Below are 26,270 nucleotides of genomic sequence, written 5' to 3'. Positions count from 1 at the left end.
TCGCCCATTCACCATTGCCTATTGCCCATGGCCCATTGACTATTGCCTATTGACCTTTTCCCCCTACCGGTACAACGGTCCGTAAACGGAACAGGCTCTGTAATCCGATCCCTCTGTATCCATACCAAAGGCGCCCCAGGCTGAAGGCCGGAATATCTTTTCGTCCGGAACATTATGCATCGCTACCGGTATGCGCAACATGGCGGCGAGGGTGATCAGCTGATCGCCGATATGTCCATAGCTGATAGCTCCATGGTTGGCGCCCCAGTTGGCCATTACCGCATATACGTCTTTAAAAGGCCCTGTACCTGTCAGGTTAGGCACAAACCAGGTGGTAGGCCAGATCCGGTCGGTACGTTCATTTAAAATGTCATGTACCTCACCGGGAAGGTCGATGGTATATCCTTCGGCAATCTGCAGTACCGGCCCCTGCCCCTTTACCAGGTTTAAGCGGCACATGGTCACCGGCATTTCGCCTTTTGTAAGAAAGGTGGAGGAATATCCGCCGCCACGCATATAATCACGGTTAGAAGGGCTCCATGTGGTTGCTGCCAAACAGGCCGCCGCTTCCGCCTCCCGGATCTCCCAAAAGGGTTTCATTGCCGGTTTTCCCCTCCGGGATTGCTGCCCGGTTCCATCCAATGTGGCAGAGCCGGAATTGATCAGGTGTATAAACCCATCCTGTGCCCGCCCCTCCGGTTTCCATCCGGATACACGTTCTGTAGCCTGTGGGCTCCAGTAGGTACGCACATCTGCAAAGATCTGTGCCGTATTGGTGAGCAGGTAATTAAACAACATGGATACGCCATTGTAACAATCATTTTCAGTGGCTACCATATAAGGATGCCGGATACCATTCCAGTCGAACGAAGAATTGAGCATCGCTTCAGAAAAATCACCGTCAGGCAAAAAGTCCGTCCATTGCCGCTGTCCCTGGAAACCCGAAACCAGGGCATGATGCCCTTGCGCTTCTTCCGCAAATCCCATTTCCTTCAGGCGGGGATTGCCGATCATCAGGTCCCGGATGATCATGGTCATTTTTACCACAAACTCCCAGTCCTTATCTTTCTCCCTTCTTGACTTGATCTTCTCCTTACGGTTATAATCCTTGCCTTCTTTACAGTATTTCTTTACCCATGCAATCGCTTTTTTAAATTCTTCAGGGTCAAAAATATTCAGCTGGATCCGCCTCAGGATCTCCGATGAATCTACATATTCATTGCGCATGCCCAGGTATTCCTGAAAAAATCCCGGGTCCACAATAGAACCGGCGATTCCCATCGATACGGATCCGATGGCCAGGTATGATTGTCCTTTCATTAATGCCACCACCATACCGGCTCTTGCAAAATTGAGCAGCTTTTCCTGTACATCTTCGGGGATGGAGGTATCTCCCATATCCTGCACATCGCGGCCATAGATGCCAAAACAAGGCAACCCTTTCTGATTATGAGCCGCCAGTGTTGCCGCAAGGTATACGGCACCCGGCCGTTCGGTTCCGTTAAATCCCCAGATCGCCTTGGGGATCGTCGGATTCATGTCCATGGTTTCGGAACCATAGCACCAGCAGGGCGTTACCGATAACGACACGCCCACATTGCTGGCTGCAAATTTTACGGCGCATGCTGCGGCTTCTGCTACCCCGCCAATACAGGTATCCGCAATGACACATTCTACCGGTGTTCCATCAGGATACCGCAGCTCCCGGGCATAAAGCGCCGCAACTGCCCTGGCCATACCCATAGTGGTTTCTTCCAAAGATTCCCTGATTCCCCCCAAACGCCCGTCGATGATGGGCCGGATCCCTATTTTCGGATAGGACTGCTTATTTGTTCTTTGTTTTGTTTTCATTGTTTCGTTATTGCTGGATACTGATCATTGATGTTTGTTCACGGTACTTCCTGCCGGGTTCCGGAAGGCCAGGTACCGGTTTAGGATTACGCGTACTGCTGTTATTTACCAAATACTTTTTCAATTTCATCTACAGACACACCCAATACTTTTGTTGCAATGGTGTTCAGCGCTGCTTTATCGCCGGTGAAATGATATACACTGTGTTTATGGGTTTGTGTGGCCCCGGGCTTCAGAAAGGCAGCGGGAGACACGCTTTCGATTTCATAAAACGGACCCATTTGCTTTCCGTCGGCCAGTGGTCCGTCATTATACGCATTCATGGCGTCTCCGCTAAACGGAGCCCGGTCTGTGCGCCACTCCTGGTTTAAATATTTCCCGGCAGGATCGATATCAAACTTTACGATCGTAAGCACATTGCCGATGGCATCATAGCTCCCAGCCACATCTTTTACCCGCGCCGGCGGAATGCCCAGCTTACCCCGGGATTTGCCATCGGCTTTAAAATATAACAGGCCGTTGCTAAACCGGATCCGGTCTTTTGCAATCTCGCCGAAATAGTCGGTAGTAGCTACTTTTCCGGCTGCATTATCCTGATAGGGTATCACGATCGTGCAGGCTTCAGAAGGCATAAACATATCCAGGTTCCACATACAGGGCGCCCCGGTTTTCTCATCCCAGGCAGCGGTTCCATTGTTCGTAATGCTGTTGGTCGTTTTAAAGGCAACCGATTTAACACCGGCACCTGCCGGCAGTCCCAGGTCTGCAGCAATCGCATCTGCGCTGATCAACGACACCTGCCGTACGGCCTTTAATTGCAAAGCAGTACCGGTATAGTTTTGCAGGCTCATTGTTTTGCTCATAGAAACGGTAGCAGCATCTGAGGCATCCAGGGTCCAGGGTTCCGTATCAATGGATGCCGGCGTTTTCCAATTTGCAAATTCCATCTTTGTTCCCGGCTTAAAGTACAGTGAGAACACTCCTCCTTCCGGGCCCAGCCATAAACGGTCTTCTCCCCCATAGGCATTCATATGCGCATCTTCCGGGCCTTCAAATGCCTTATAGTTTACCCATCCGAAACTCTTACCCGTTTGCCCATCGGCAGTAGAGGTAAACACCTTGGCCTGGTAACGGGGCGAAACAATGACCTGGCTTGCACCGTCACTGCTTTTCAGCACGATCAGCCCGCTGTCTTTTTGCTGCAGAAACTGTGCATCATATCCAAAAGTTCCGGGTGTGTGATTTTCCATAATTGTATTCGTTTTTGTTGAGTCAGCCGAAGCTCCTGGTGTTTTTGTATCACTATTGCAGGACGCAAGAACAGCGGCGGCGGCGATCACAGAAAGGGTATCTTTTATCTTCATGTGTTTGTTTTTAATGTTGGAAAGAGCAGTGAAAAAGTGTTCGCAGAAAAACAGTGAAATAAATAATTAAGGATGCATAATGTTTTTCTATCACTCAACTTCAACCTTCAATATTTAACCTCCTTGATAGCGAACCACAGATTTCTATAACGCCTAATTCACTTCCAGCACATCCATCTCCGGCAGCTTGGGAAACTTTTTATGGGGCTCTGTCTGGTACCAGTATGCTACCGTAATAATATCGGAGTGCTGTGGCAAATAGCGGCCACCGGATTTCCAGCCCAGGTCCTGTATGGTTACCTTCAGCTCTTTATCGAACCGGATGGGATCCATAATGTGCCAGCGATACATGCCAAAGCGCATTTGTGAACCGTACAATCCATCAGGCCGGAGCACCTGGTGCAATCCTGCATATGCAGTAGAAAATTCCTGGTATTGCCGGGTTTTCTTGTTTTCGAAGTTATAGGAACCACAGAAATAATCTTCCGTACCGGTGCCTACAATTGTAGCGTAGTCATCGTCGCCATCCATGAAGAATTTGATCTCACCTTCGCCCCACCAACCATTATTGGTAACGCCCACACCCATATAGGTGCCCACGTATTGTCCTTTGCCTTTTACACCGTCCAGGATGGTGTGCAGCGAGGTTGTATTGGGTTTGCTGCGGCGGTACTGGGCGTGAAAATAGGCTTCATCGGGTCCAACATCCGTAAGCGTATAATCTACCTGGTAATACAGGCGCATCGGTTGTGTATCGAGGTTTTGCATCGTGATCTTACAATTCTTACGGAAGGGCATTTTCCAGTAGGTGTTAAAGGCGCTACCCGGATTTACCGTCATTGCCAGCGAATTCAGCGGAGAAAACTCATTCCAGCCAATGCCGAAGAACGGCCCTACCGGGCTTTCCACCGAGGGATCAGATTCACCGTCATAATAAATCCTGAAAATAGAAAAATTAAAATTTCCGGTTGGTGTCATCCAGATATGCTGTACGGCTCCCGGGCCAGCGATATCAGCCATTGTAAAGGTTTCTCCGGGTTCGATGATGATAAAGGGATTCACTTTCCATCCCCTTCCCAGGTCGCGCGCTTCATTGGCAGCATTGGCCACATTGCGTTTGCCCTTATCTCTGGCGGGATCTGCCATTCCGCCTTTACCTTTCTCTCCGGTAAAGTTCTCCGGACTAATGGATCGGGTTTTTGCGTCAGAAAGACGCGACAGGTTTCCCAGGCTCATATCAAGGCCGTTAAACTTTTCCTGCTGTGCAAAGCCATAGCAAAATGCAATTACAGATAAGAACAGAAGTCCAATTTTTTTCATACAGACATTTTTTAATGAACAATCGTAAATATAAAAGCTTATACGTTTAAGCAAAAATAATAAGTTTCCACATATCCACAAATTTTTATTCCTATGCGGCATATTCTTGTTCAATGGCACCTTATGAGCAACACATTATTTATACGCCGTGCAGGGTACGCCGGCTGCTGCTTTCGCCTTTTACAATGACGGATGGAACGGTAATTTTAATGCATTTTTTACTACGGGAGTCGATGGATTGCATCAGCGACTGAACCGTATTTTCACTGATCGACTGAAGGTTTTGTTTAATATAGGTAATGGATGAGTAGAAAAAGTCAAAGACATCGCTTTCATCAAAACTGATTACGCCCAGGTCCTGTGGTACCTTTATCCCCCGCGCGTGAATCGCTTTTAACGACTGTACAGAGATGCTGTTGGTTGCAAAAACCAGGGAATCTACCGCCCGGCCCTTTGCGTCCAGAAAGCCTTCCAGTGCTGCGGTAACATGATCCTTGTAGTTCCCATACGGAACCCTGGCCAGCCATTTTGAATTGAATTTAATACCGCTGTCTTTTAAGGCATCCTTGTAACCGGCAATACGGTCCATCATATGTGTCAGTGTGGTATCATAGGCAATAATTCCGGGTTTTTTATACCCGTTCCGGATCAATAGCTTAACAGCATTGTACATGGCATCATGGTTGTCTGTAACCACTACATTGGTTTCAACTTCACTAAAGCCCCTGTCCATTAATACAAAGGGAACGCCTTTATTCCGGAGTTCTTCGATCTGCGATTGCGATCCGGCTACCGGGGTAATGATCAGCCCATCTACCTGGCGGTTTAAAAAAGTATTGATCAGGTTTTGTGATTTTTCCAGCTGCTCATCGCTGCTGCCAAACAATACCGTGTATCCCCGCTTCTGGGCCTCTAATTCAATGATGCGGGCCAGCATCGCAAAAAACGGATTGGAAATATCTGCCACAATAAGCCCGAGCGTATGTGTCTTTCCAAATTTCAGTCCCCGGGCGATCAGATTTGGCTGATAATTCATTTCCGCCGCTACTTTTTTTATCCGTTTTGCCGCCGCCTCCCCCACCCGGGCCTCTTTCTCTTTACCATTGAGTACATAAGATACCAGGGCGGTGGATACGCCTACTTTTTGCGCGATATCTTTTAACGATACACGTTTCTTTATCATGAAACTTTTTTATTGAATGATCATTTCTCGATGTTCCATACCCGTATTCTCATAAGAACGACCGATTATTACCTAAATTACAAAAATTGGAATTATTGACTGAATAAAATATTTTCCACGCCGTTTATTTTCAGATTTCAGTGCTTCCTCTTTTATATTCCCGTTATTTATGGCTTTAGCCTGGTCAATTGCCTTCGGGAAGTAAGGCATTCTAAAACACCGATATGACCTTCCATGTACATCATTGATTCATTGCCGGGATGTTCAGATCCTTACGATCACTAATAACCGATTTGCCTATTCTATTTAATCCTGGATGTAAAAAAGCCGCTGGGTTGGTTCCTATTTTATTCTTGCAAACATTACCCGGTCAAATACCAGTCCGGGTTGCGTATCTCTGCTCCTGAAGAGCAGGTTCACCGGTATGAAGCCATCGGTTATTTCGATTTCTCCGACGGGCAAATCTACAGGTGCCCCTCCTTTATTAAGCGGCACAGTATTCCAATCCCGGATCTTTACAGCATCCGCAATACGCACTTCCAGGTGATCGGTTTCTGCCTTCAGCCGGTGCAGAAAGACCCGGTATTTTCCTGGGGGCACTTCTGATACATTGATGTTCAGGCTGGCATTGTCATTGCCTGTAAGCATTGCCACATCCCGCTTTAACTGCAAGTTCCCATTATAGGTCAGGTGCCGCATCAGCCGGGTATAAAACGTTATCGTATCCGGTATATATACCTGGGTATTGGTGCGATCCGGTTCTATTGAACGGGCAATTGGCGCTGCTGCATAATACAATGCAACGGAGGTATACTGTACCTCCCGGTTGTTATTTACGGGGCCATGTTCAATCGTGTGCAGTATGCTTTTTTCAAACGGCATCTTATCTGTCAAAAAGAACCGATATCCTCCCGTTCTTCCCAGGGGTAGCGAGTAATCAAGACAACCGCTCAAAGGCGCTCCCAGGCGCTCTACCCATCCCCCGGGCTGTGCGTACCATCCTCCATTAAAATAATCTTCAGAGCCGGTGCCATGGGCAGTCATTACTCCATCAACGGCGGTATAATCATCTCCTTCAAAATATTCAGTAAAATTCGTAGCATCTGTGGCCTGGCCCTGGAGGATTGTTCCGATATAATGTCCCCTCCCCGCACCTTTCAGAAAAACATAAGGTTTTCCCAGCGGCGGCTCTTCCTGCTTCCAATATGCATAGAACCGGCCTTCTTTTTCAGGGTTCCGTTTTTGATGCGCATAATATACAGTAGCTGTCAGGTCGAGCGGTTGCTGACCGGCATTTCCATCGCGGTATACCAGTTCTATTTTTGCACTTCGATCAAACGGCATGGGAATATAACTATAAACCTTTGCAGGCGTGGCTCCGAGGAAGAGGCTTTCCATGGACCGGGAGCCATAGGCAAAGCCAAAGAAATCGGCAACCGGGACCAGCACGGCGGGCCGGGGCTCACCATCCCAGGTAATCTTCAGATCCAGCTGTTTCGAGATGCCGTTAAATGCCGTGGCAGATTTTAGCTCCAGTCCCAGTACCCGACCTCCCTGTTGCAATGCCGCAAGGGTTACAGAACGCCCAGGTTGCAGCAATACATCTTTTGTAATGGCCGCGGGGGCTACGGCATAAAACGCCCGGATGTCGCGGCCGGCATTGCTCCATAATGCAACGGCCTTCTTTAACCGTCCCTGCTCAGCCATCGCCTCTTCTTTTTTAAACGTACGCACCTGGTAACGCGCATCGTAGCTGCGGTACTGAACCTGGTGGAACAGGATCTTTGCACCACGGAAAACAATCTTGCAACTTTTATTATACGGAATGGGAATATAGCTGTAAAAGCCCCCTACTTTATGTGCAGCCAACGGCGGTAAAAAAGGAGCGGTTGTTCCATTGAAGAGATCTCTGAACTTTATCGTCAATCCTGGCGAGGCGTTTCCATCAAAATAGAAGTCGAGGGTATCATCGGTTGGGGTTGGTGTCCAGATGCGCTCAATTACTCCCTGCCCCTTTTGATCAAAGATCACCAGCCCATCAGCTTCCTTTCTCAGATATGAATATTTGCCACCAAAACCATCGTCGTTGCCTCCTGTGGTATCATAGGATGATATTTGCTTTACCAGGGTTCCGTCCAGGTAGCGTGGCAGGGTGCTCAAACTGCAAAGGCGATCCAGCTCGATTGCAAAAGTAACCGGCACCTGAGCCCTGCTTGTTAAACTAATGGCGAGCATCAGAAAAAGAGCGCAACCGGCAGCAAATTGTTTCATATGCTTTGTTTAATCGTTAAAGCATAGATAGGAGCAACCATCTTATCCACCAAACATTCCGGGTCACCGGCGCTTCTGCTTCTGCTTCTACTCAGCCAGGCACAGCACATCATAGACCGAAGGCACCAGACCACGAGGTTATTACTCCCCCCTTCATTCTTTTACATTATCCTTTTGCGAAGCCGGCACCCGATAGCATGCTACTTTCTTCGCTGCTACCGGGTACCGGCATCTCAATTATCCGATAGTAAAAATAAAAGACTTCGATTCAACAACAAGCCGTCAATAACGAGGTCCTTTTTTCTGCAATAATACGGTCTCCTTTTACAAAAGCCTCTTAAACGTATTGATCATAAACCGGTAATATGAAATGCGGCTATTGTTCATAGTACTCGATTACCCTGAATTCTGATAATTGGAAGGACGCATTCGTTCCAAACTTTTCGTTGATCACAATACGATAATATTTATATAGCTGCTGATTACTCATTTCAAATCGTTTTGTTTGTTTATAATCGGAAAACACAACATTGGATTGCGTATCTAAATTCACCCAGGTCTGTGCATCACTTGAGCCCTGGAATATCCAGCTTTTTGGATCGCGGTCATGTTCATCATTACCAGAGGTAAGGGTATAAGCACCAATGCTAATCTGCTGTTGAAAACCTAGTTGCATCCAAAGCCCGGATACAAAACTTCCTGTATAGAATTTAGTATTGATATTATTATCTACTACTTTCTTTGAACCCTCATTCGCATCAGCGCCTCCGGAATTATCAATATTTACACTCAAAGTGCCCTTTGCCGTTACATCCCGTTCTGGTCGAACAATATCATCGATCCGGAACCAGGTCGTTGTCAGCGCCGAATCTACTTTCTCCCCACCAGCAGACTTTAATGTAATAGGGAACATATACTTTGCCTTTACATCCAGCTTCTTACTTTCGATGGTTATTGTCAGCGGCTCCGAAGTCGTTTTACCCTTCTTTATAACAGAGCTAAAACCGGAGATACTATAGCTTCCTGCCGGCAAAGGCACATATTGGGTATTATTTTCCTGGTTATAGCGGGCGATCCAATCTTCCTTTAATTCAAACTCTACAGGAATATCCTTCGGAGCAGCTTTCATAGACATACCAAATGAAGCACCAAACCCTAATTGCGTTGGCTTGCTGGACATTGTAAGCGGAATGATATTCCTTCCCTGAGCTGCCTGTGCCATCAGTACCTTACCTTCGAACCCGGGGTAGTCTTTTTCAAAGATACTTTTACCACAAGCGCTCAACAGCAACACCAGGAAACCGGTAATACTGGCATAAATAATATTATGAACTCTTTTCATTTTAGTTTAATTTAAGAAATGAAATACGAAGGCTATTACCATCCGGGGTTTTGTTTAAGGTTGGGATTTCTGAATGTTTCATCCAGGGTAACCGGAATCACCAGCATTGCGTTCCGCCAGGGACGTTTCTCTACCAGGAATCGCTCGTACTTAAAACCGGATCCCTCCTTAATGGCTCTCATGCCCCATATGTTCTGCTCTGTTTGGGACGCTATTTTCCATCGCCGCACATCCCAGAACCGCTGGTTCTCTGCAAATAACTCCACGCGGCGTTCATTGCGGATGCGGGTTCTCATCTGATCCTGAGTAAGACCCGCAGGCAGCTCAGGCATGCCAGCCCTCGACCGGATTGCATTTACGTACTGTGCTATATCGGCATTGCCCGGAGCATATTCATTCAGCGCTTCTGCATAATTTAAATACAACTCTGACAAGCGAAACTTAATGCCATCTGTAGTACGGGATGTTTGCCCCACGGTTTGTCCTTCATCCACCAGCTTTCTTTGATAGTAACCGGTTCTTGAATGATCTGTGTTGGTGCTGGCTTCATCCCGGCCGCCGGCAAAGGTTTCTACAGCCCGCCCCTTAAACTGGGCGCCATTGTAAAGGATATCCGTATAAAACCGCGGGTCCCGGTCTACATACGGCGTAGCTTCTTTATAAAGCGACGACGTTGCGATCGGTGTTCCGTCTTTCATTTCATAATCATCCACTACATTTTGAGTAGGAGCAGCTGCAGACCATCCGCTATATCCAAAGGGGAAGTAATGGCGTTCAAACTCAGATCCGCCTTCTTCATTCATCCGGACCCACAATACCTCCGGACTATTCCAGGGTTGGATATACATATTTTTCCGGGAGGTAAGATTCGGTTCCAATTTATACCCGGCTGTTGCGCAATAATCAATGGCCGCCTTGGCCGCATCGGCCGCTATTTTCCATTTTGCGGGATCTGAGGCGATCGTATTTTCTGAGACATCCGGGAATGGAGTAGTCTTTCCGGTCTGCGCCCATAATGGACTGGCCGAATACAGGTAGATCCTGGATTTGAGCGCCAGGCAGGCAGCCTTCGTTACACGCCCAAAATCCTGCGGCTGATAAGTAGCGGTCTGCACCCGGGCGTAAGCCATATCACAATCCGCAGCGATCTGAGCCACGCAGGAGTCATAACTATTCCGCGGCCGTTTCAAGGCGGCATCGTCATTTGGATCCTGGATCACATTATTTACAATAATTACCCCTCCAAACTGCCTTACCAGCTCAAACAATGCCCAGGCTCTTAAGAAATACACTTCGCCAATCCTGTTTTTTAAGTCTCCTGCCCGGTTGGGATTATCCGGCGTATTGTATTTTGCAATCCCTTCCAGGATGGAATTTGCTTGCCGGATCATTACATAGTAATCCCGCCAGGTATTACCGATCGGATTATCTGTTGGCGATAAAGAGCCGGAATTGAACCGCATGGAAGCCATCCAGTTAGAAGCATCTTTTGCCTCATCCGTAGCAGAGCTCATCTGATACCCCTGCAGGTACCCATATACTTTTGGCAGCTTGCTATAAAGATTATTAATAACCATATCCGTTTGGCTAAACAAGGTAAAGATATCCTTATCCTGTTGCTGTGTGGTAGCCGCCCGGTCGAGAAATCCTTTATTACAGGCAGCAAATAAAGCTCCGGATATGATTAAAAGTACTGCCCAATATTTTGTTGTTTTCATAACAGTAATAATTAAAAGTTAATATCTATACCAAACGCCCAGATCTTCTGAATCGGATACATTGCACCATATCCATCATCAATTTCAGGATCTACAAAATAGTCGCTCAATGCATTTTTGAAGGTAAACACATTCATACCGTTTACAAAGAACCGGGTAGATTTCAGTTTCAGTGCCCGGGTCCATTGCGCAGGCAACGTGTATCCTATTTCCACGTTCTTGATTCTTAAATAATCAGCGTTTCGGATCCAGAAGGTAGACCCCCTGTGGTTATTGGCATTGGTGCTGTTATGGAGGAGCGGATAGGTTGCCGTGGCTGCTGTTTCCGGCGTCCAGCGGTTTAAGTGAAACGGCTTTACTTTCCCTTCCTGGAAAAATTCATATACCGCCTCATTGTTCAGTAATGCGCTGGCATGAGCGGCTCCCTGGAACAGGATACTAAAATCTAATCCCTTATAGCCCCCGCCACCTGAAAAACCATACATAATTTCGGGAGTACGGGAGTACCCGATCGGCCGTTCATCATAGCCGGCCAATACCTTTCCGTCTCCATCCAGATCCAGGTATTTCAGATCGCCCGGAAGCACCGTTCCAAACTGCTGGGCGCTGGCATCCACTTCAGCCTTGCTTTGAAAAAATCCGGTGTATACTAACCCGAACTTGGTTCCGATAGGCAGACCTGTCCGGTACATCCAGGGATTGGTTCTTGCTACCTCATCCTGGAATACGATCTTATTCCTGGCATAGGTGAAGTTCCCTTTCAAAAAATAAAAGAACTTCCCAATGGTCATCTTATGTCCCAGATCCACATCAATCCCCTTGTTATCTACAATCCCCAGGTTCTGGGGTTTAATATTCTGACCAAATACATCAGTCAATGTTCCCCTGGATATCAGGATATTGGTTCTACGTTCTTTAAACGCTTCAACGGTAAAACTTAAGGCGTCATTCCACAAGGAGCCTTCGATTGCCAGGTTTAATTTACGACCCCGCTCCCACGTAACACCCGGGTTTCCAATAGCGCCCTGAGCCCATCCGTTGGCTTGTGTAGGATTATTTCCTGTACCAAACCAATACTGACCGGCACCAGCCCAGGATGTAAACCAAAGAAACCTTTCACTACCTACCTGGTCGTTACCAACCTCACCATAGGAGGCTCTGAGTTTCAGAAGATTTATAAAGCTTAATGCATCATTATTACCAATAAATTTTTCCTGAGAAATTACCCATCCCCCGGATATCGAAGGGAAAAGGCCATACCTGCTTTCCGGCGGAAAGTTTTCGGATCCCATATAAGAGCCGTTCAGTTCCAGCATATACCGGGAATCATAGTTATATTGTGTTCTGAACAGGTATGTCTGAAATGCATAGGGAATTGCAGAACCCGATCTTCTTAACCTCCGGTTCCAGTTTCCCATTGCAGTAATATTGTGTTTTCCATACTGCCGGAACCAGTTAAGTGCTCCTTCAACAAAACTAATACGCTCTAAACCTCCACCGGAAAAACTTCCGTTGGGATCAATTCTTGAGTCACTGCCCACCTGCACATACCGGTCGATGGTTCCGTCATCCTTGTATACAGGATAAAACACTGCATATCCTTTACCATAGCTCACGTTAGGGGTAGCTGTATTATCATATGAATAAGACAATTTAACACTGAGGTTTTTTGTTAACACATCCAGCTTTTGCACAGCAGATAAGGTTCCCTGGATCGTATTGTTAAGATAAATCCGATAGCCTCTTCTGGCTACCTCACCCAGCAAATTGGAAGTATAGGTACCGTTTCCAAACAAGGAGCTATCCGGGTTTATAATCGGATAAATAGGAGGCATCCGGTTCATAATATTCATGATCGTACTGGCAGAAGTATTAGGGTCGGATCTGTTTGTCTGAATGCCGGCAAGATTCAGGCTTACCAACAGGTTCTTGGTTACATCAACATCTACATTGGCGCGCAGGTTAAACCGCTTCATCACGTTATTGGAATTATACCCCTGATCATTTTCCTTGGTATGTTTATAGTTTCCTTCCTGAATATTCAGGCCCGCAGACAAAAAGTACCTTACAATATCCGTTCCACCGGTGATGTTCAGGTTCGCATTTCCCACCTGCGATGGCTGTATTAAAAACTTGTAATAGTCTGTATTATACCCTGTACCATTTTTATAGGATTCCAGTTGTGCATCTGTAAATGCCGGCTGGTTACCATCATTCATTAACGCCTCATTTTTAAGCCGGGCATAGTCATATGAGCCCAGAAATTCAGGAATTTTTGTTGGCTCCTGCTTTCCATAAGAGGTTCTGAAACTCATTTGAGGAGTGCTTCTTTTACCCCGTTTGGTAGTTACCATTACCACCCCGTTGGCACCACGCATACCAAACACGGCAGTAGATGCCGCATCTTTTAATATGCTAAATGATTCGATATCATTCGGATCAATATAGTCCATACTCCGCTCCACCCCATCTACTACTACTATTGGACGAGCATTGCCCAAAGTGGCAATCCCCCGGATATAAAGGGCAGAAGCATCAACACCGGGTTCCCCACTTCGCTGCGTGGTGATTAAGCCGGGTAGCCTACCCGCCAGTGCGTTCGTCAGATTCGATACCGGGCTTTGCAGCAGGTCCTTCGTGGTGATTGTAGATACGGAACCGGTCATGGTAACTCTTTTTTGTTTACCATAACCGACCACTACTATTTCATTAATCGTACCTTGCTGGCCGATCATTACTACATCCAGCTTTTCATTCACACCTGGTTTAATTTTCTGCAATTCATAACCAACATGTGAAAATTGGAGCGTGTCGCCAATGGGTACCGCGATGGTATACTGCCCCTGTTCATTGACAACTGCAACCGTTGCTCCATTACTGCTACTTACCGTTACCCCCGGCAACGGTTGCCGGTTTTCGTCCATAACGATACCGGACACATGCATGGTTTCCTGCGAAGCCACCCGTTCAAATGCGCCTTGCAATAAAAGTGCACACAGCAGCAGCAATACAGCCCTCAGGTTGTGCAGTTGTTTAGCATTTTGTTCTTTCATACTTTAGTTTAAAATTATTAAGCAAGCGGTTTCGTTTTATCGCCGCTTCAGTACTCTTTGCCAGCGGATCGTCCGGAGGGCATTCCAATTCCACCCAGTCTGTTTTTTAACAAAAACGTTTTAGCACAAATCTGAAAAAAACACCGGAAGATGATTCCACTGTTACCACTGGTACATGTAAGCGCAATTAAAACCAACAAATCAATCGTTTTAAATAAACATATAACACTAACAGGAATTAAAAGCAGCATACAGATAATTCCGGTTTCCGAATTCTCCATTTTTCGCAGCAAATACGAGCCCGAAGATAGGCCTTAATCGATTAAATTACAAAAAAAATCGCTTTTCTAATAAAAAGAGAACCAGCATAAGTCAATACGACTACCCTATAGAAAAATTTTTCCTAAAAATTTATGACAGCCCGTATCCCCTCACTTTCGTTTTCAAACTGCAGCAATAATGTGTTTGAACCAGCATCCCAATCTTTCCGCAATAACCGAACATCCGTATCCGTATTTTTTTTGCTGAGCCGCACTTCTTTTGGAGCTGCAGGCAGGTATATACGCATCATATTGATGGTTCCGGTGGGGCTTTTTAGCAGGAAGGAATACTTCCCCTGCTGATATTGCTCTTCATATGCACGCCCGGCTGCAGCCAGGATCACCGGCCTCTGCTCATGAATGGTTTTCAGATCGTACAAGAATGCCTGTTGCCCGGGCTGTACTTCTTTTTGTTTCAGCACCGGCAACTCTGGGTCAAAAAGATCCACAACCGGACCATTTATCCTTAGCGGAGCCCTATCTGTATTTTCGTCCAGCGTAGCGGCGATGATATATGGTCCACGCTTTAATAAGAAGTGATTCTTTTTTTCCAGTTTTCCGCTTCCTGAACGGGCATATGCCTTAGCCACCAAATCCAGGAATGGCGCATCTTTCGCGGCTTCCAATACCAATTCTTTCGGATCCAAACGGTTTACCATTATCCAGCCTTTGCCGGCCTTTATGAATCCCTGTTGCCCTTCTTTGAAATCTAATAACCGGAATAATTCTTCGGACGGCGTTTTATAGGAAAGTCCCTCGGTGTTCCACCACTCTTTTACAGATTGAAACGGATCATTATCCCGGCCGTAATAAAGCAATATGCCTCCCCCGCGCACCCATCGGTTCAGGGCCTGGTGATATTGCTGCGATAATGGCTTCATATTGGCATAACTCATGATCAGCACCCGGATGTTCTTCAGCGTATTTGGATGTTCCAGGTTCTCCATATGTACCGTCTCTACCGGAATACCATTCTTCAGCAAGGGCAGGGACATACCATAAAAATTAGAAAGCTGTGGATCTTCGTATCCGGCATGGGTAGGAAAGCGTTGAAACATCATGGAGTTAGACACCAGCACACCAATGCCATGGCTGCCGCTGATCTTATTGGACGACAGCGGCATTGTATTTAACGCATTTACCATCATCTGCATCTGGGTAGCATAGGCTTTGGAAATAGGATAACGCACTGTATCATTTTCCAGTTTAAAACGTCCCAGGTAAATGCGGTTAGGCCAGGGCATTACTTCATAGTCTGCAACCATCGGGTACAGCAACTGTGCTGTAAATGTAGCCTGGTAGTTCTTTTTATAATCGTCCCAGGTGCGGGGCCAATCTTCAATGGGATCCGTAAGAAAAAACATTTTCTTGCCGGTGGGCGCTGTCATGGACACCATCGACCCATATTCCAGGAAGGCGTTTTCAAACACGCGTTCTTTTTTCACACCATTGTAATATACCGGTTCTCTGGAGGTACCCGTCCATACCTGTGCAATATATCCATCCATATCTTTAAGCGAAGCCAGGCTTGCTTCGGGACTTACGATCCGCCAGGAGGAATAATTCAGCAAAGAGTGCGTAGGCACATAACAGCGTACTACTTTACCCTGACTTTTAGAATAGGTTTTTACATAGGAGAAAGCTTCCTGAAGCGCATGAAGGTATAAATGATATTTGAGCTTGGACGACAGGTAGGTAGCTTCAGGAGACTGGTGCTGCGGCTGCCAGGCTGATCCGTAATATTGCTGCCATTCTTTTTTAAATGCCGCACTGTAACCGGCTCTTGCCCAAAATTCCGGTTCTTCCAGGTGAATAGCGGTAACACCTGCATCAATAGCCCGTTTCAAATGCGTTTTAAAATACCGGAGATAATTTTCAGTGGGCACGATATACGGCACGTCTTTACCATGCCAGATCGTATCGCCATTTTGTTGTACCTGCCCTTCATCGAAATGCTGCTTCCCGTCAAAACCACCTTTAAAATAATCCTGGTACTGCCCCCAGGCAATGCCTGTCATAAAATGCACCTGGTACCCTTTATCGCGCCAGCCTTTAACCCGTTCTTCAAAGGTTTGGCCACCGTCGTTTATTCCGTAAACAATGGCGATGTCTGAACGTACATCATACGCTTCGTTCCAGGGAGCAGCAATCTGAAAGGCTGTTTTTTCCTGGGCTACAACAACGGATGTTATCAGTAAGCAAGCCAATATCTTGATGACATATAATTTCGTAGAAGGCATATTAAAAAATTTAGGTTTTAATATTAGGGGATATCTACCCGAACAGCTGCATTATAGTTATGCCGTTTAATATTCTCCGTTGCATAGTTAATTCTGGCCGCCGCTCTTATAAACATCGTTCTTCCTGCAGGAATTGTTCCCTGTGTTGTAATTGTTACCGGCTGTCCCAGGGAAGCTTCAAATGCATTTCCCGAATAATTGATAATTGTAGAGTAACGGCTATCCCATTCCCTGTAACCAACGTATGGCACCTGACTTACAAACAGACGCAGGTCCGTTACATTCAGCATATCATTCAATGCCGCATCGTTATAGTTGCCCATGGGGCCAATCTTTGCCTTAAAGTCTGCAGGGCTTACCGCTCTTGTTACTTTTACGGTTGCCGTAATTTTACCATTTGCAACAGTAGGCGTACCCACCCACTCTATCTTCAGGAACGGTTGTACCTTAAATTCCAGTTCGGTCACGCCCTTTATTTCTAATGTTTTTGACTCGTTGGCAACGGTGTCTCCATTTGTATTTAGCCGCACTAACGGTATAAATGCCCCATCCACTCTTACATTATAGGTTCCTTTAAAAACTTTTGTATTCTGAAAAACACCTTCTTTCATACAATAGAAATCCAGGTTTTCCGGGTTTGAGGCGATCCAGCTCAGTTCCCGCATCCGTATTCTTGTACCTTCACTACCCTGATCCGTTAATACGGGTTCCCCGGTAACTACATCCACTACTTTACCTTTAAGCGTCTCCTTCGGCTCGGAATAATTATCCAGTTTTGTACAGGCATTTATTCCTGTTAACAGGATTAGTGTCCACAGCGTATAAAGCGATCTTTTCATATATTATTTTTTACGTAGTTTCTTCAATAAATAAATTAACGGCCGGGTTGCTGATCAATAACCGGGCTTTTCGTAACTTCTCCGGATGGAATCATAAAATAATATTCTTGTTCAGTGATCCGGAACCGCTTCCTGGATTCTTCAAAACCAGCATCAAAAAAATATTTATTGGCCACAGAAGAATAAAATGGATACAACCCTCTGTAATAGGCACCGTCTGCCTGTGTAAAGCCATTCAACATATCGGAATGTTGTGTCCGCCATCTGCGGATATCCCAGAGAATTTTGTTTTCAAATGCCAGTTCCTTGCGGCGTTCTTTCCGGATGCGTTGTAACCCATCAGGTCCTGATACATCTCCGGAACCCACAAGCGGCGTAGCACCGGCCCGCTCACGAATATCTTTTATGGCGTTGTATGCTACCGCCTGCAAATCATCGCCATTGAAAGAGGTTTCACCTGCAAGCATTAACTCGGATGCTGCTTCTGCTGCATTTAGCAATACTTCAGCATAGCGCATTAGGATGAACGACTGTTCCGACCGCCCTTCCAGCACGAGCGCCTGCGGCATGGTTGGGTTTAACCATTTACGCACCACAAATCCCGTAAAAGCTGCAGTCAGATCGGCATTTCCAAACGGGCCGCTTTTACCCCCCGCATTCATTTTTGATCCATCAGGGAGCGTAACCACTTCATGTGTAGTACCATTCTGCGAGAGGAACAGTGACTTTGTAGAGAATGTGCCCTTTGCTGTATACGCATCTACCTGATTGTAGGTTTGAGGCCCTCCAATCGAATAGTCTGTTGCGCCGTTCACTGCACGAAGCGGCGCAATTCCATTTGTAACACTTCCGGTAAAAATGCCCCGCCGTATTTCTATCGCTTCCGACTTGAAAATTTCCCCGGGCAAAATAACATTGGCCCGTAACCTTGGCTCCGCATTTGCAAAAAGATCGGTAACCTTATCATACAACAGATATTTACCATTGGCATCAAGCACTTTGATGGTACCATCAGCGTTTTTAGGAATACCATCAAATAGCTCTACAAAATCCAGTGTGGGGCAGTTACCTGCTGAGTACCCATTTCCTCCCATTAGCTGCCGGGGAATATTATAGGCATCATACCCATGGGCCAAATCGGGATACTTATAATCCTTTGTATAAATATTTTCAGAGCTGGTCGCATCAAAAAACATGTCTACCATATTCTGATACTGCGCGTCTTTATCATTGGCGGCCCATTTCTTTTTATACAACGAATACTTGCCCGATTTGATAATTGTACTGGCGGCTTTATAGGCCTCAGTAAAGTATTTTTTTGAAGTAGTAGCAGCAGTTGCAGGATCAAACCCGATAATCCTGACCTTTACTTTTTGGCCAAAACCTGTAATCTTATTGTATTTGGCTACGGAGCCAGCATACAGCATGGCCTCCGACTTAAATCCAAGTGCTACATATTTGTTTGCATACCCTTTAACCGGGCTGGTTTCGGGCAATAGTTCAATGGCCTTATCAAAATCGGCTAATGCCTGATTCCAGGTCTCTTCTTCGCTTGCCCTGGGTATTTCCAGTTGTGCCGCGGGGTTTTCCGGATATTTGAGCACTTTTGTTGCTAACGGCACGCCTCCGTATCTTTTCGCCAATGCGTAAAAGACCATTGCCCGGGCAAAATACGCTTCACCGGTAAAGTCATTGAACTCTGCATCTACAAAATTGGATTTATATCCGGGTAAGTTCTCTAAAAGAAGATTCGCATCCCGCAACAGGTTAAAGGCCCGTACCCAATATGCACCGTTCCGGGCCCAGCCTTCTGAAGTCATTGCCTCTCCAGCATCTCTTCCCAGTGAAGAGCCTTCATTCGTACCCGGAGTTACTAGCCAATCGTCAAAAAACTGGCGCGCAGGAGAATATTTAAAATCCTCAAAGGGCATTTGGCTATACATTCGCGACAGGTATAAAGACACGCCTTTTGAATTTGAAAAAAGATCAGACTCGTTAACAATATTTTTTGGAGGCACATCCAGGTAGTTTTTACACGAGATGGTGATGCTGATACCAAGCAATATAAATAAGAAATATTTCAGTTTCATCTTGAATACTTTTAGAAGGTTACATTTAGACCAACAGACACGGTTTTATTCAGCGGATACAGGTAGCCATAGCTATCAGTGGGATGTTCCGGATCTACATATTTTACTTTTGTTGAGGTAAGCAGGTTGTATCCATTTACATAAAACCGGGTATTCTTAACGCCCAGTCTTGTTATCCATTTTCCCGGAAGCGTATAACCCAGCTCCACCGATTTTAAACGGAGATATGCCCCGTTGACTGAATTATAGGAAGAGCTGGCATCTGGTAAGGTTCCGGTATACCCGTAGTAACCCGGTACCCATTCTGTTTTAGGATCATAAGGGTCTGCTTTGGGATCTTTGGGGTGCCACCGGTCCATAAACTGCACCATTGCTCCGGATTCATTATTGCCCCATAAAGGCTGATATAATTGCTCCACATACTGCACTGTAGACAGTGCTGAGCCCTGAAGCAAAAAGAACAGGTCGATCCCCTTATAGGAAAAGTTGGCTGAAAAACCATAATTAACCCAGGGTGTGGAACTTAACTGAAACGGATGCCGGTCCAAGTCATTGATCTCGCCATCTCCGTTCCAGTCCTCATAACGGTAATCGCCGGGTACAGTACCACGTCCAACATATACCGGGCTGTTCCAGATATCATTCCAAGACTCAAAACGGCCATTGCCTGTATATCCCCACCACACATTTTGCAGACGATCGTTTTGATTGTTTCTCCAGTTCGAATAAGAGCTGCCGTTAGGCCCGCGTTCTACATATAACGCCTTTATTCTTGTGAAAGAGAAAATACCTTTTAAACTGTAAGACACTTCTCCGATATGGCTATTGTGCAGTATTTCAAAATCATATCCGTAATTCAGATCACTGTTAATATTTTCATCCGGAAGTGCAGCGCCTACCACGGTTGGGATGCCGCCGTTTCTCTTTGCTAAAAGCCCATCTCTTCTCCGCTGAAAATAATCAAATGTAAAGCCCAGCAATCCGTTCCAGCCCAAGAAATCGATACCGGCATCAAATGATTTGGAAGTATACCATGTAATGGCCGTATTGGGAATTCCTTTATTACTGGCACTGGCGATAAAATTTCCGTCAAAAACATATCCACCGGTAAAATTCCTGGAATCCGTACCGGTTGGATAATTATAACCACTTGCCCATTGATAAGCCGCCGCTCCGTCGTCGCCCATTACACCATAAGAGGCACGCAGCTTTAGCTGTTTAATAAATGCCAGGCTGGTAGCATTTTTAATAAACTTCTCTTCCGAGATCCTCCAGCCAACAGATCCCCCCGGGAAAAAGCCCCATTGATAGCCCCCGTTGAATTTTGATGATCCGTCATATCGAAAGAGAAATTCCGCGAGGTACTTATTGTTAAACGCATAATTAACGCGGCCCGCCAATCCCAGATTGGTAAATTCATAAAGATCACCGGAACCAGTGTTCATTTTTGCCTGTTGGTTTAGTGGCACTCCCGCAAATAAATAAGGCAATGGCAGTGCCAGGTCTCGTTGTGCATTGAAGTTATCACCCTGTCTTTTTTGAGTTTCCCAAATCAATGCTCCATCCACCTTATGTGCGCCGTTAAAAAGCCGGCTATAGTTTAATGAAGTCTGACTCAGCAACTGAGAATAAAAATAGGCTTCCCGGGTGATGCGGTCGGGAGATTGCCGGACGAAGGCCGGCAAAAATTTTTGTGCAGCATCATCATAGCGGTACTGCTTATATTCTTTTTGAAAGTAATTCCTGTTGGAAATGGAATAATCATAACTGAATAAGGTTTTAGCATAAAGCCCTTTTATAGCAGGAACGTCATAACGCAGACTCAGTACCGGCTGCACCCAACTGTTCTTATATACCCTGTAGCCACTGATATCCTTGCTCATGAAGGAGATTGGGTTATCGCCCTCAATCAAACCATGGTAGGGCTTGGTTGGATCATCATTTGCATAAGCCGGAATCTGCGGCCCCTGCCTCCAAAATCCACGGATGATCCACCAGGGACTTTGATAAGGCTGATTCGTTGTTTCCGTAACAAGATTCACATTGGCATCCAACGTAAAACGTCTGGAAATTTTTGCTGTTATACTGGTCCGTAAATTATACTTGTTATAATTAAGGTCATTGGTCTTAAAAAAGCTTCCCTGGTTTTGATATCCTCCCCCAATATAATACTGAAACTTCTCATTGCCTCCCGTTGCACTTAAATTATGCTGGCTTTGTGGCGCATACTTTGCGAAAACCAGCGGGTACCAATCATAACTTTTTCGCTTTCCGGTTCTGTAATCATCAAAGACGTCATCATTATATACCAGGCTGCTTGGCCCACCAATGATGGAATGCCGCGCGATCTCATTACGTAAGGTCAGATACTGATAAATATCAACCGTTTTAGGCAATCCTGAGGGAAACTGCCAGGTGTAATTACCATCATAAGAAAGTACACTTTCCCTGTTACGCCCTTTTTTTGTAGTAATCAGTACCACTCCATTTGCTGAACGTACCCCGTAGATAGCCGCAGAAGCGTCTTTGAGCACAGATATATCTTCTATGTCATTCGCATTCATTCTCTGAAAATCTGCATTGGAACGCGGTACCCCATCGATAATGACCAGCGGAGAGCCAAAGCCTCTTATATCAAACACATTGTTAAATGCACCGGGTTCAGCACTTTTTTGGACAATCCGTACTCCGGGCACTTTACCTGTTAGCATATTCTGGGGATTTTCATTTTTGGTCGTACGGATATCGTCACCCTTAATCGACGATATTGCCCCGGTAAGCGTAGACTTCTTTTGCGTTCCGTAGCCCACTACCACTACCTCATCCATCGACCGGTCGGCCTCCGGAAGTAGAACCACCACCATCCCAGATTCACCGGTTACCGGTTTTTCCAGTGATTGATATCCAATTGCAGAAAACACCAGCACAGAGCCAGTATCCGATACCGTAATGTTGAACGCTCCATTCTTATCCGTAATCACACCAACAGAACTTCCCTTTATCTGAACACTTACATTCGGCAACGGAATACTCTGTTGGTCTTGTACAATACCCGTGATCTTTTTTCGCGGATCGGCCTGTTGCGCAAATCCTTTTCCATGGCAGATAGCAAAGCAAATTGCCAGCAACAACAATAAGTACTTCATAGAAGATGATTAATATTTGGTTTAATAATCGTTAGAATCAAATATGCATTTTTGGTCAACAATGTACCGTCATTGATCGCCTCCGCCCCAAAAAAATCATTTTAAACGATTCAGTTCCTGAAAAAATGCTTAAGCTAAACGTACATTAAATGTGGCAACAATCTTTGGATTCATTAATCATACAGCAATACATCCGCAACACATCCAGGTTCCGGTTCTAACTATCGGGCATTTCTCTTTTCTCCTGCCGGTACCTCAGAAAGCAAAATCGTTTTTGCAAAACTAAAATTAAAAGGATAATTTTAATTAACAAAATTTTTATACGGAATTTCTTAAAATAAGTTCAGGGGATACCAATACGCCTCCCTCGGGGTGCTTTTTCTTTTGCCCTGCATCCATTTGCTCCAGCAGCAATCGCATAGCCTGCGCAGCGATCTCCTGTACCGGCTGGCTGATTACGGAAATGGCCGGCGATGAAAAACGGAAAAGATCGGTATCATCGAAACTGAGTACCGCTACCCGGCCCGGTATGGCAATATCCAGGTCCTTTAGAGCTTTGATCCCAAACATGCCCAGGTAATTGGTTGCAAAAATAATGGCATCAATCTCCGGTCGCTTTTGAAGAAAGCTGCGAATTCTTGACTCATATTGTGTTTTGTCCTGGTAATACGGAAGCCGCAGCAACAGCTTTTTCTGAAACAGCCCGCGGTTGTGCATCACATCCACAAAGGCCCGCTCCCGCTCCTTCATCTGCACCTGGTCCATGGCCACATTTACGAAGGCGATGTTCTTCTTGTTTTTTTCAATAAGATACTCCGTTGCCTGGCTTACTCCCCCATAGTTGTCAACAAGCGCAAACGGGATATCTTCATCCGGAAAATAACGATCGATCAGCACCAACGGTTTCTTTGTCTTTTTTAATGCCTGAACCCCGGTTTTCATACCAATAGAAGGGGTAATTAAAAAACCATCCACCTGCTTTGCCAGCAGCTGTATGAGGTCGTTGCCTTTGCCATCGTCGTTTTCAGTGCTGCCATACACCACCCGGTAACCAACCTTAGCAGCAACGGACTCAACCGACTTGGCAAGGGATGCAAAGAATGCATTGGCAATGTCTTCCACAATCAGCCCGATCACATGGGTTCTTCCGGTGCGGAGACTTGCAGCCGCCCGGTTTGGGATATAACCGGTCTTTTTAATAATGGCCTGGATGTGTTTGACCATTTCTTCGCTGATCCGCATTTCCTGGTGTTTTCCGTTCACAACGAAGGAAACCGTGGATGGCGCAACCCCGGCGAGCCGCGCAATGTCTTTAATGGATAAATGTTTCACTACAGATAATCAAAAAGTTTGACGTTTAGTAATTTTGTTCCCTGCGGATCCGGATAGAATAAAATTAGCAGGTTTTTGCTATTTAGTACCGGGAACAGTTTTTTTTCTCGATACCGGCATGGGCATCCATGCCATATAAAACGGCACCGCGAAAGTAGTAAAACGCAGTCCTGGCAGAGATCTCAGCCAAAAAGCAAAGGGTTCCTCATTACCTGCTTTTTTTTGCGCAATCGATTTCGCTTTGGTTCATTTCTACCTTCGTATACCAATTTCCCGGTTGTTTACACCCTGGCCGGAGGAAAGCTGGTGACGGGATTATGGAGCGGACAGCCAAAGAAAAAGCCCTGCGAAAAATTCGACAGGGCTTAAAAAATTTAACATTTGTCCGGATTTCCGAATTAGTTCAGATGTGATTCGATCTTCTTTACAAAGTTGCCTTTGGGCTGCGCACCTACCAGCTTATCTACCACCTGGCCGTTTTTAATAAACAGGATGGCAGGGATGGAAGTAATACCATAGTTCATAGAAACCTGGGGATTCACATCCACGTTCACTTTCCCGATATTTACCTTTCCCTCGTATTCTTTCGATAATTCCTCAATTACCGGCCCAATCGCACGACAGGGACCGCACCATTCTGCCCAAAAATCCACCACCGTTAATTTATCAGAGTCCAAAACCTCTGCCTGAAAGTTGGAATCATTAAATTCTTTTGCCATTTCGAATATTTTAATTGATTAATTATTGATAAAGAATTACAAATTTAGTTCCCATTTTAATAACAGGCAATATTGACAAAAAGTTGTGCAGAAAATGTCAATACGGGTAAAGCGCCTGACAAATGACCGCTAACAGCCGTTCATTTAATGACCAGCCACGCGTTCCAGCGCCTGGGGATTGTGCTTATGCTTGAACAGCACGGCAAATAAAACGGCTACCACCAATGAATATGCAGCGAAGCTCAGCCAGATTTCATGCCAGTTCATAACCCCACCCGGCGCTGTAAAAAACTTTTGAATTACAATACCGCTGATCACGCTGCCCAGTACCGCACCAATCCCATTTGTCATCATCATAAAGATGCCCTGGGCACTTGCCCGGATGGAAGGACTGCTTTGTGTTTCTACAAACAACGAACCGGAAATATTAAAAAAGTCAAAGGCCATACCGTAAATAATACAGGACAGAATGATCATCCAAAGCCCTTCTGCGGGGTTGCCATAGGCAAACAAACCAAAGCGCAGTACCCATGCAATCATACTGATCAGCATCACCTGTTTGATTCCAAACTTTTTCAGGAAAAAAGGAATCGCCAGTATGAACAGGGTTTCGGAGATCTGGGAGATGGACATGATAATGGCCGGATATTTTACAGCAACGGTATCCTTATACAGATCGATCTTGGCAAAATCATGCAGAAAGGTATCGCCGTAGGCATTCGTTAGCTGCAATGCCGCACCCAGCAACATCGAGAAGATAAAGAATAGTGCCATTTTCCGGTTTCTGAATAAGGAAAACATGTCTTTTCCCATCCTTGCGCCCGCTTCCCTGTTCGACTGTCCTTTTAACGGAGGCGGACATTTGGGCAAGGTAAAGGAATAAATTGCCAGTAAAAAAGATGCCCCTGCGGCTACATAAAATTGTCCGGCTGTTTTCTCCAGCTGTAGCAAGCTTACCGTCCACATGGCAGCAATAAACCCCACGGTTCCCCATACCCGGATCGGCGGAAAGTCTTTTACCACATCCTTCCCTGCATTTTTCAAGGAGGTATAGGAAACGCTGTTAGCCAGCGAAATAGTGGGCATATAAAAGATCATATTGATCAGCATCACCGGGAACATGGTCACTGGGCTGTCTACCAACGGCACCAGCATCAGCACCAGTCCCCCCATGAGGTGGGAAAGACCGAGTAATTTTTCAGCATTGATCACGCGGTCTGCAAGCATACCCATTACCGTGGGCATAAAGAGGGCGGAAATACCCATGGTAGAAAAAATAGCGCCGAACTCACCGCCCGACCATTTTTTTGTCTGAAACCAATAGGCCCCGATCGTGATCAACCAGGCACCCCATATGAAAAATTGCAGGAAGCTCAGGATCGTCAATCTGAATTTTAAGCTCATAGTAAACTTTAGTTTATCCCTCTTGTTATACAACCATTGAAGATAACTATTAAACCCGAAGTTTTATTAAAATATTGC

General features: G+C 45.8%; 15 protein-coding genes. All 15 read right to left on the bottom strand.

Annotated elements, in window-relative coordinates; genetic code table 11:
* Nucleotides 1–63: 63 nt before the first annotated feature.
* Nucleotides 64–1,851 (bottom strand): L-fucose isomerase, encoded by a 1,788-nt coding sequence (locus Q1V85_RS09575; RefSeq protein WP_300599280.1) that lies wholly within the window; start codon nt 1,849–1,851, stop codon nt 64–66.
* Between the two features lie 101 nt (nt 1,852–1,952).
* On the bottom strand, nt 1,953–3,215 hold the full coding sequence (locus Q1V85_RS09570) for a DUF6786 family protein (protein WP_300599278.1): 1,263 nt from the start codon (nt 3,213–3,215) through the stop codon (nt 1,953–1,955).
* Between the two features lie 153 nt (nt 3,216–3,368).
* Complete coding sequence (locus Q1V85_RS09565; protein ID WP_300599276.1) at nt 3,369–4,535, bottom strand: glycoside hydrolase family 172 protein; 1,167 nt, start codon at nt 4,533–4,535, stop codon at nt 3,369–3,371.
* Nucleotides 4,536–4,674: 139 nt separating this feature from the next.
* Nucleotides 4,675–5,718, bottom strand: coding sequence for a LacI family DNA-binding transcriptional regulator (locus tag Q1V85_RS09560; RefSeq protein ID WP_300599275.1), 1,044 nt, complete (start codon nt 5,716–5,718; stop codon nt 4,675–4,677).
* Nucleotides 5,719–6,060: 342 nt separating this feature from the next.
* On the bottom strand, nt 6,061–7,989 hold the full coding sequence (locus tag Q1V85_RS09555) for a glycoside hydrolase family 172 protein (RefSeq protein ID WP_300599273.1): 1,929 nt from the start codon (nt 7,987–7,989) through the stop codon (nt 6,061–6,063).
* Nucleotides 7,990–8,365: 376 nt separating this feature from the next.
* Complete coding sequence (locus tag Q1V85_RS09550; RefSeq protein ID WP_300599271.1) at nt 8,366–9,331, bottom strand: DUF1735 domain-containing protein; 966 nt, start codon at nt 9,329–9,331, stop codon at nt 8,366–8,368.
* Between the two features lie 35 nt (nt 9,332–9,366).
* Nucleotides 9,367–11,049 carry a RagB/SusD family nutrient uptake outer membrane protein gene (locus Q1V85_RS09545; RefSeq protein WP_300599269.1) on the bottom strand — a complete coding sequence of 561 codons (1,683 nt, stop codon included), beginning with the start codon at nt 11,047–11,049 and terminating at the stop codon, nt 9,367–9,369.
* 11 nt (nt 11,050–11,060) lie between these two features.
* Nucleotides 11,061–14,102, bottom strand: coding sequence for a TonB-dependent receptor (locus Q1V85_RS09540; protein WP_300599266.1), 3,042 nt, complete (start codon nt 14,100–14,102; stop codon nt 11,061–11,063).
* 403 nt (nt 14,103–14,505) lie between these two features.
* The gene (locus Q1V85_RS09535; protein WP_300599265.1) at nt 14,506–16,662 is read right to left on the bottom strand and encodes a hypothetical protein; all 2,157 of its coding nucleotides are present in this window, start codon (nt 16,660–16,662) and stop codon (nt 14,506–14,508) included.
* Between the two features lie 23 nt (nt 16,663–16,685).
* Nucleotides 16,686–17,501: a DUF3823 domain-containing protein gene (locus Q1V85_RS09530; RefSeq protein WP_300599263.1), complete on the bottom strand. Its 816-nt coding sequence runs from the start codon at nt 17,499–17,501 to the stop codon at nt 16,686–16,688.
* 35 nt (nt 17,502–17,536) lie between these two features.
* On the bottom strand, nt 17,537–19,591 hold the full coding sequence (locus tag Q1V85_RS09525; protein WP_300599261.1) for a RagB/SusD family nutrient uptake outer membrane protein: 2,055 nt from the start codon (nt 19,589–19,591) through the stop codon (nt 17,537–17,539).
* A gap of 11 nt (nt 19,592–19,602) precedes the next feature.
* Nucleotides 19,603–22,737 carry a TonB-dependent receptor gene (locus Q1V85_RS09520; protein WP_300599259.1) on the bottom strand — a complete coding sequence of 1,045 codons (3,135 nt, stop codon included), beginning with the start codon at nt 22,735–22,737 and terminating at the stop codon, nt 19,603–19,605.
* Nucleotides 22,738–23,055: 318 nt separating this feature from the next.
* Nucleotides 23,056–24,069 carry a LacI family DNA-binding transcriptional regulator gene (locus Q1V85_RS09515; protein WP_300599258.1) on the bottom strand — a complete coding sequence of 338 codons (1,014 nt, stop codon included), beginning with the start codon at nt 24,067–24,069 and terminating at the stop codon, nt 23,056–23,058.
* 398 nt (nt 24,070–24,467) lie between these two features.
* Nucleotides 24,468–24,788, bottom strand: coding sequence for a thioredoxin (gene trxA / locus Q1V85_RS09510; RefSeq protein WP_018626163.1), 321 nt, complete (start codon nt 24,786–24,788; stop codon nt 24,468–24,470).
* A gap of 144 nt (nt 24,789–24,932) precedes the next feature.
* On the bottom strand, nt 24,933–26,192 hold the full coding sequence (locus tag Q1V85_RS09505; protein WP_300599257.1) for a nucleoside permease: 1,260 nt from the start codon (nt 26,190–26,192) through the stop codon (nt 24,933–24,935).
* Between the last annotated feature and the right edge of the window lie 78 nt (nt 26,193–26,270).

The sequence above is a fragment of the Niabella sp. genome, from assembly GCF_030150205.1.
Lineage (GTDB): Bacteria > Bacteroidota > Bacteroidia > Chitinophagales > Chitinophagaceae > Niabella.
Note: the sequence above shows the minus strand (reverse complement) of the source record. Positions and strands in the feature narration are given on the sequence as shown.

Coding starts and splice junctions, on each gene's coding strand:
- Q1V85_RS09525 (WP_300599261.1), bottom strand. CDS start 19,591: ATGAAACTGAAATATTTCTTATTTATATTGCTTGGTATCAGCATCACC.
- Q1V85_RS09535 (WP_300599265.1), bottom strand. CDS start 16,662: ATGCCTTCTACGAAATTATATGTCATCAAGATATTGGCTTGCTTACTG.
- Q1V85_RS09545 (WP_300599269.1), bottom strand. CDS start 11,049: ATGAAAACAACAAAATATTGGGCAGTACTTTTAATCATATCCGGAGCT.
- Q1V85_RS09540 (WP_300599266.1), bottom strand. CDS start 14,102: ATGAAAGAACAAAATGCTAAACAACTGCACAACCTGAGGGCTGTATTG.
- Q1V85_RS09530 (WP_300599263.1), bottom strand. CDS start 17,501: ATGAAAAGATCGCTTTATACGCTGTGGACACTAATCCTGTTAACAGGA.
- Q1V85_RS09560 (WP_300599275.1), bottom strand. CDS start 5,718: ATGATAAAGAAACGTGTATCGTTAAAAGATATCGCGCAAAAAGTAGGC.
- Q1V85_RS09555 (WP_300599273.1), bottom strand. CDS start 7,989: ATGAAACAATTTGCTGCCGGTTGCGCTCTTTTTCTGATGCTCGCCATT.
- Q1V85_RS09575 (WP_300599280.1), bottom strand. CDS start 1,851: ATGAAAACAAAACAAAGAACAAATAAGCAGTCCTATCCGAAAATAGGG.
- Q1V85_RS09550 (WP_300599271.1), bottom strand. CDS start 9,331: ATGAAAAGAGTTCATAATATTATTTATGCCAGTATTACCGGTTTCCTG.
- trxA (WP_018626163.1), bottom strand. CDS start 24,788: ATGGCAAAAGAATTTAATGATTCCAACTTTCAGGCAGAGGTTTTGGAC.
- Q1V85_RS09505 (WP_300599257.1), bottom strand. CDS start 26,192: ATGAGCTTAAAATTCAGATTGACGATCCTGAGCTTCCTGCAATTTTTC.
- Q1V85_RS09520 (WP_300599259.1), bottom strand. CDS start 22,737: ATGAAGTACTTATTGTTGTTGCTGGCAATTTGCTTTGCTATCTGCCAT.
- Q1V85_RS09565 (WP_300599276.1), bottom strand. CDS start 4,535: ATGAAAAAAATTGGACTTCTGTTCTTATCTGTAATTGCATTTTGCTAT.
- Q1V85_RS09570 (WP_300599278.1), bottom strand. CDS start 3,215: ATGAAGATAAAAGATACCCTTTCTGTGATCGCCGCCGCCGCTGTTCTT.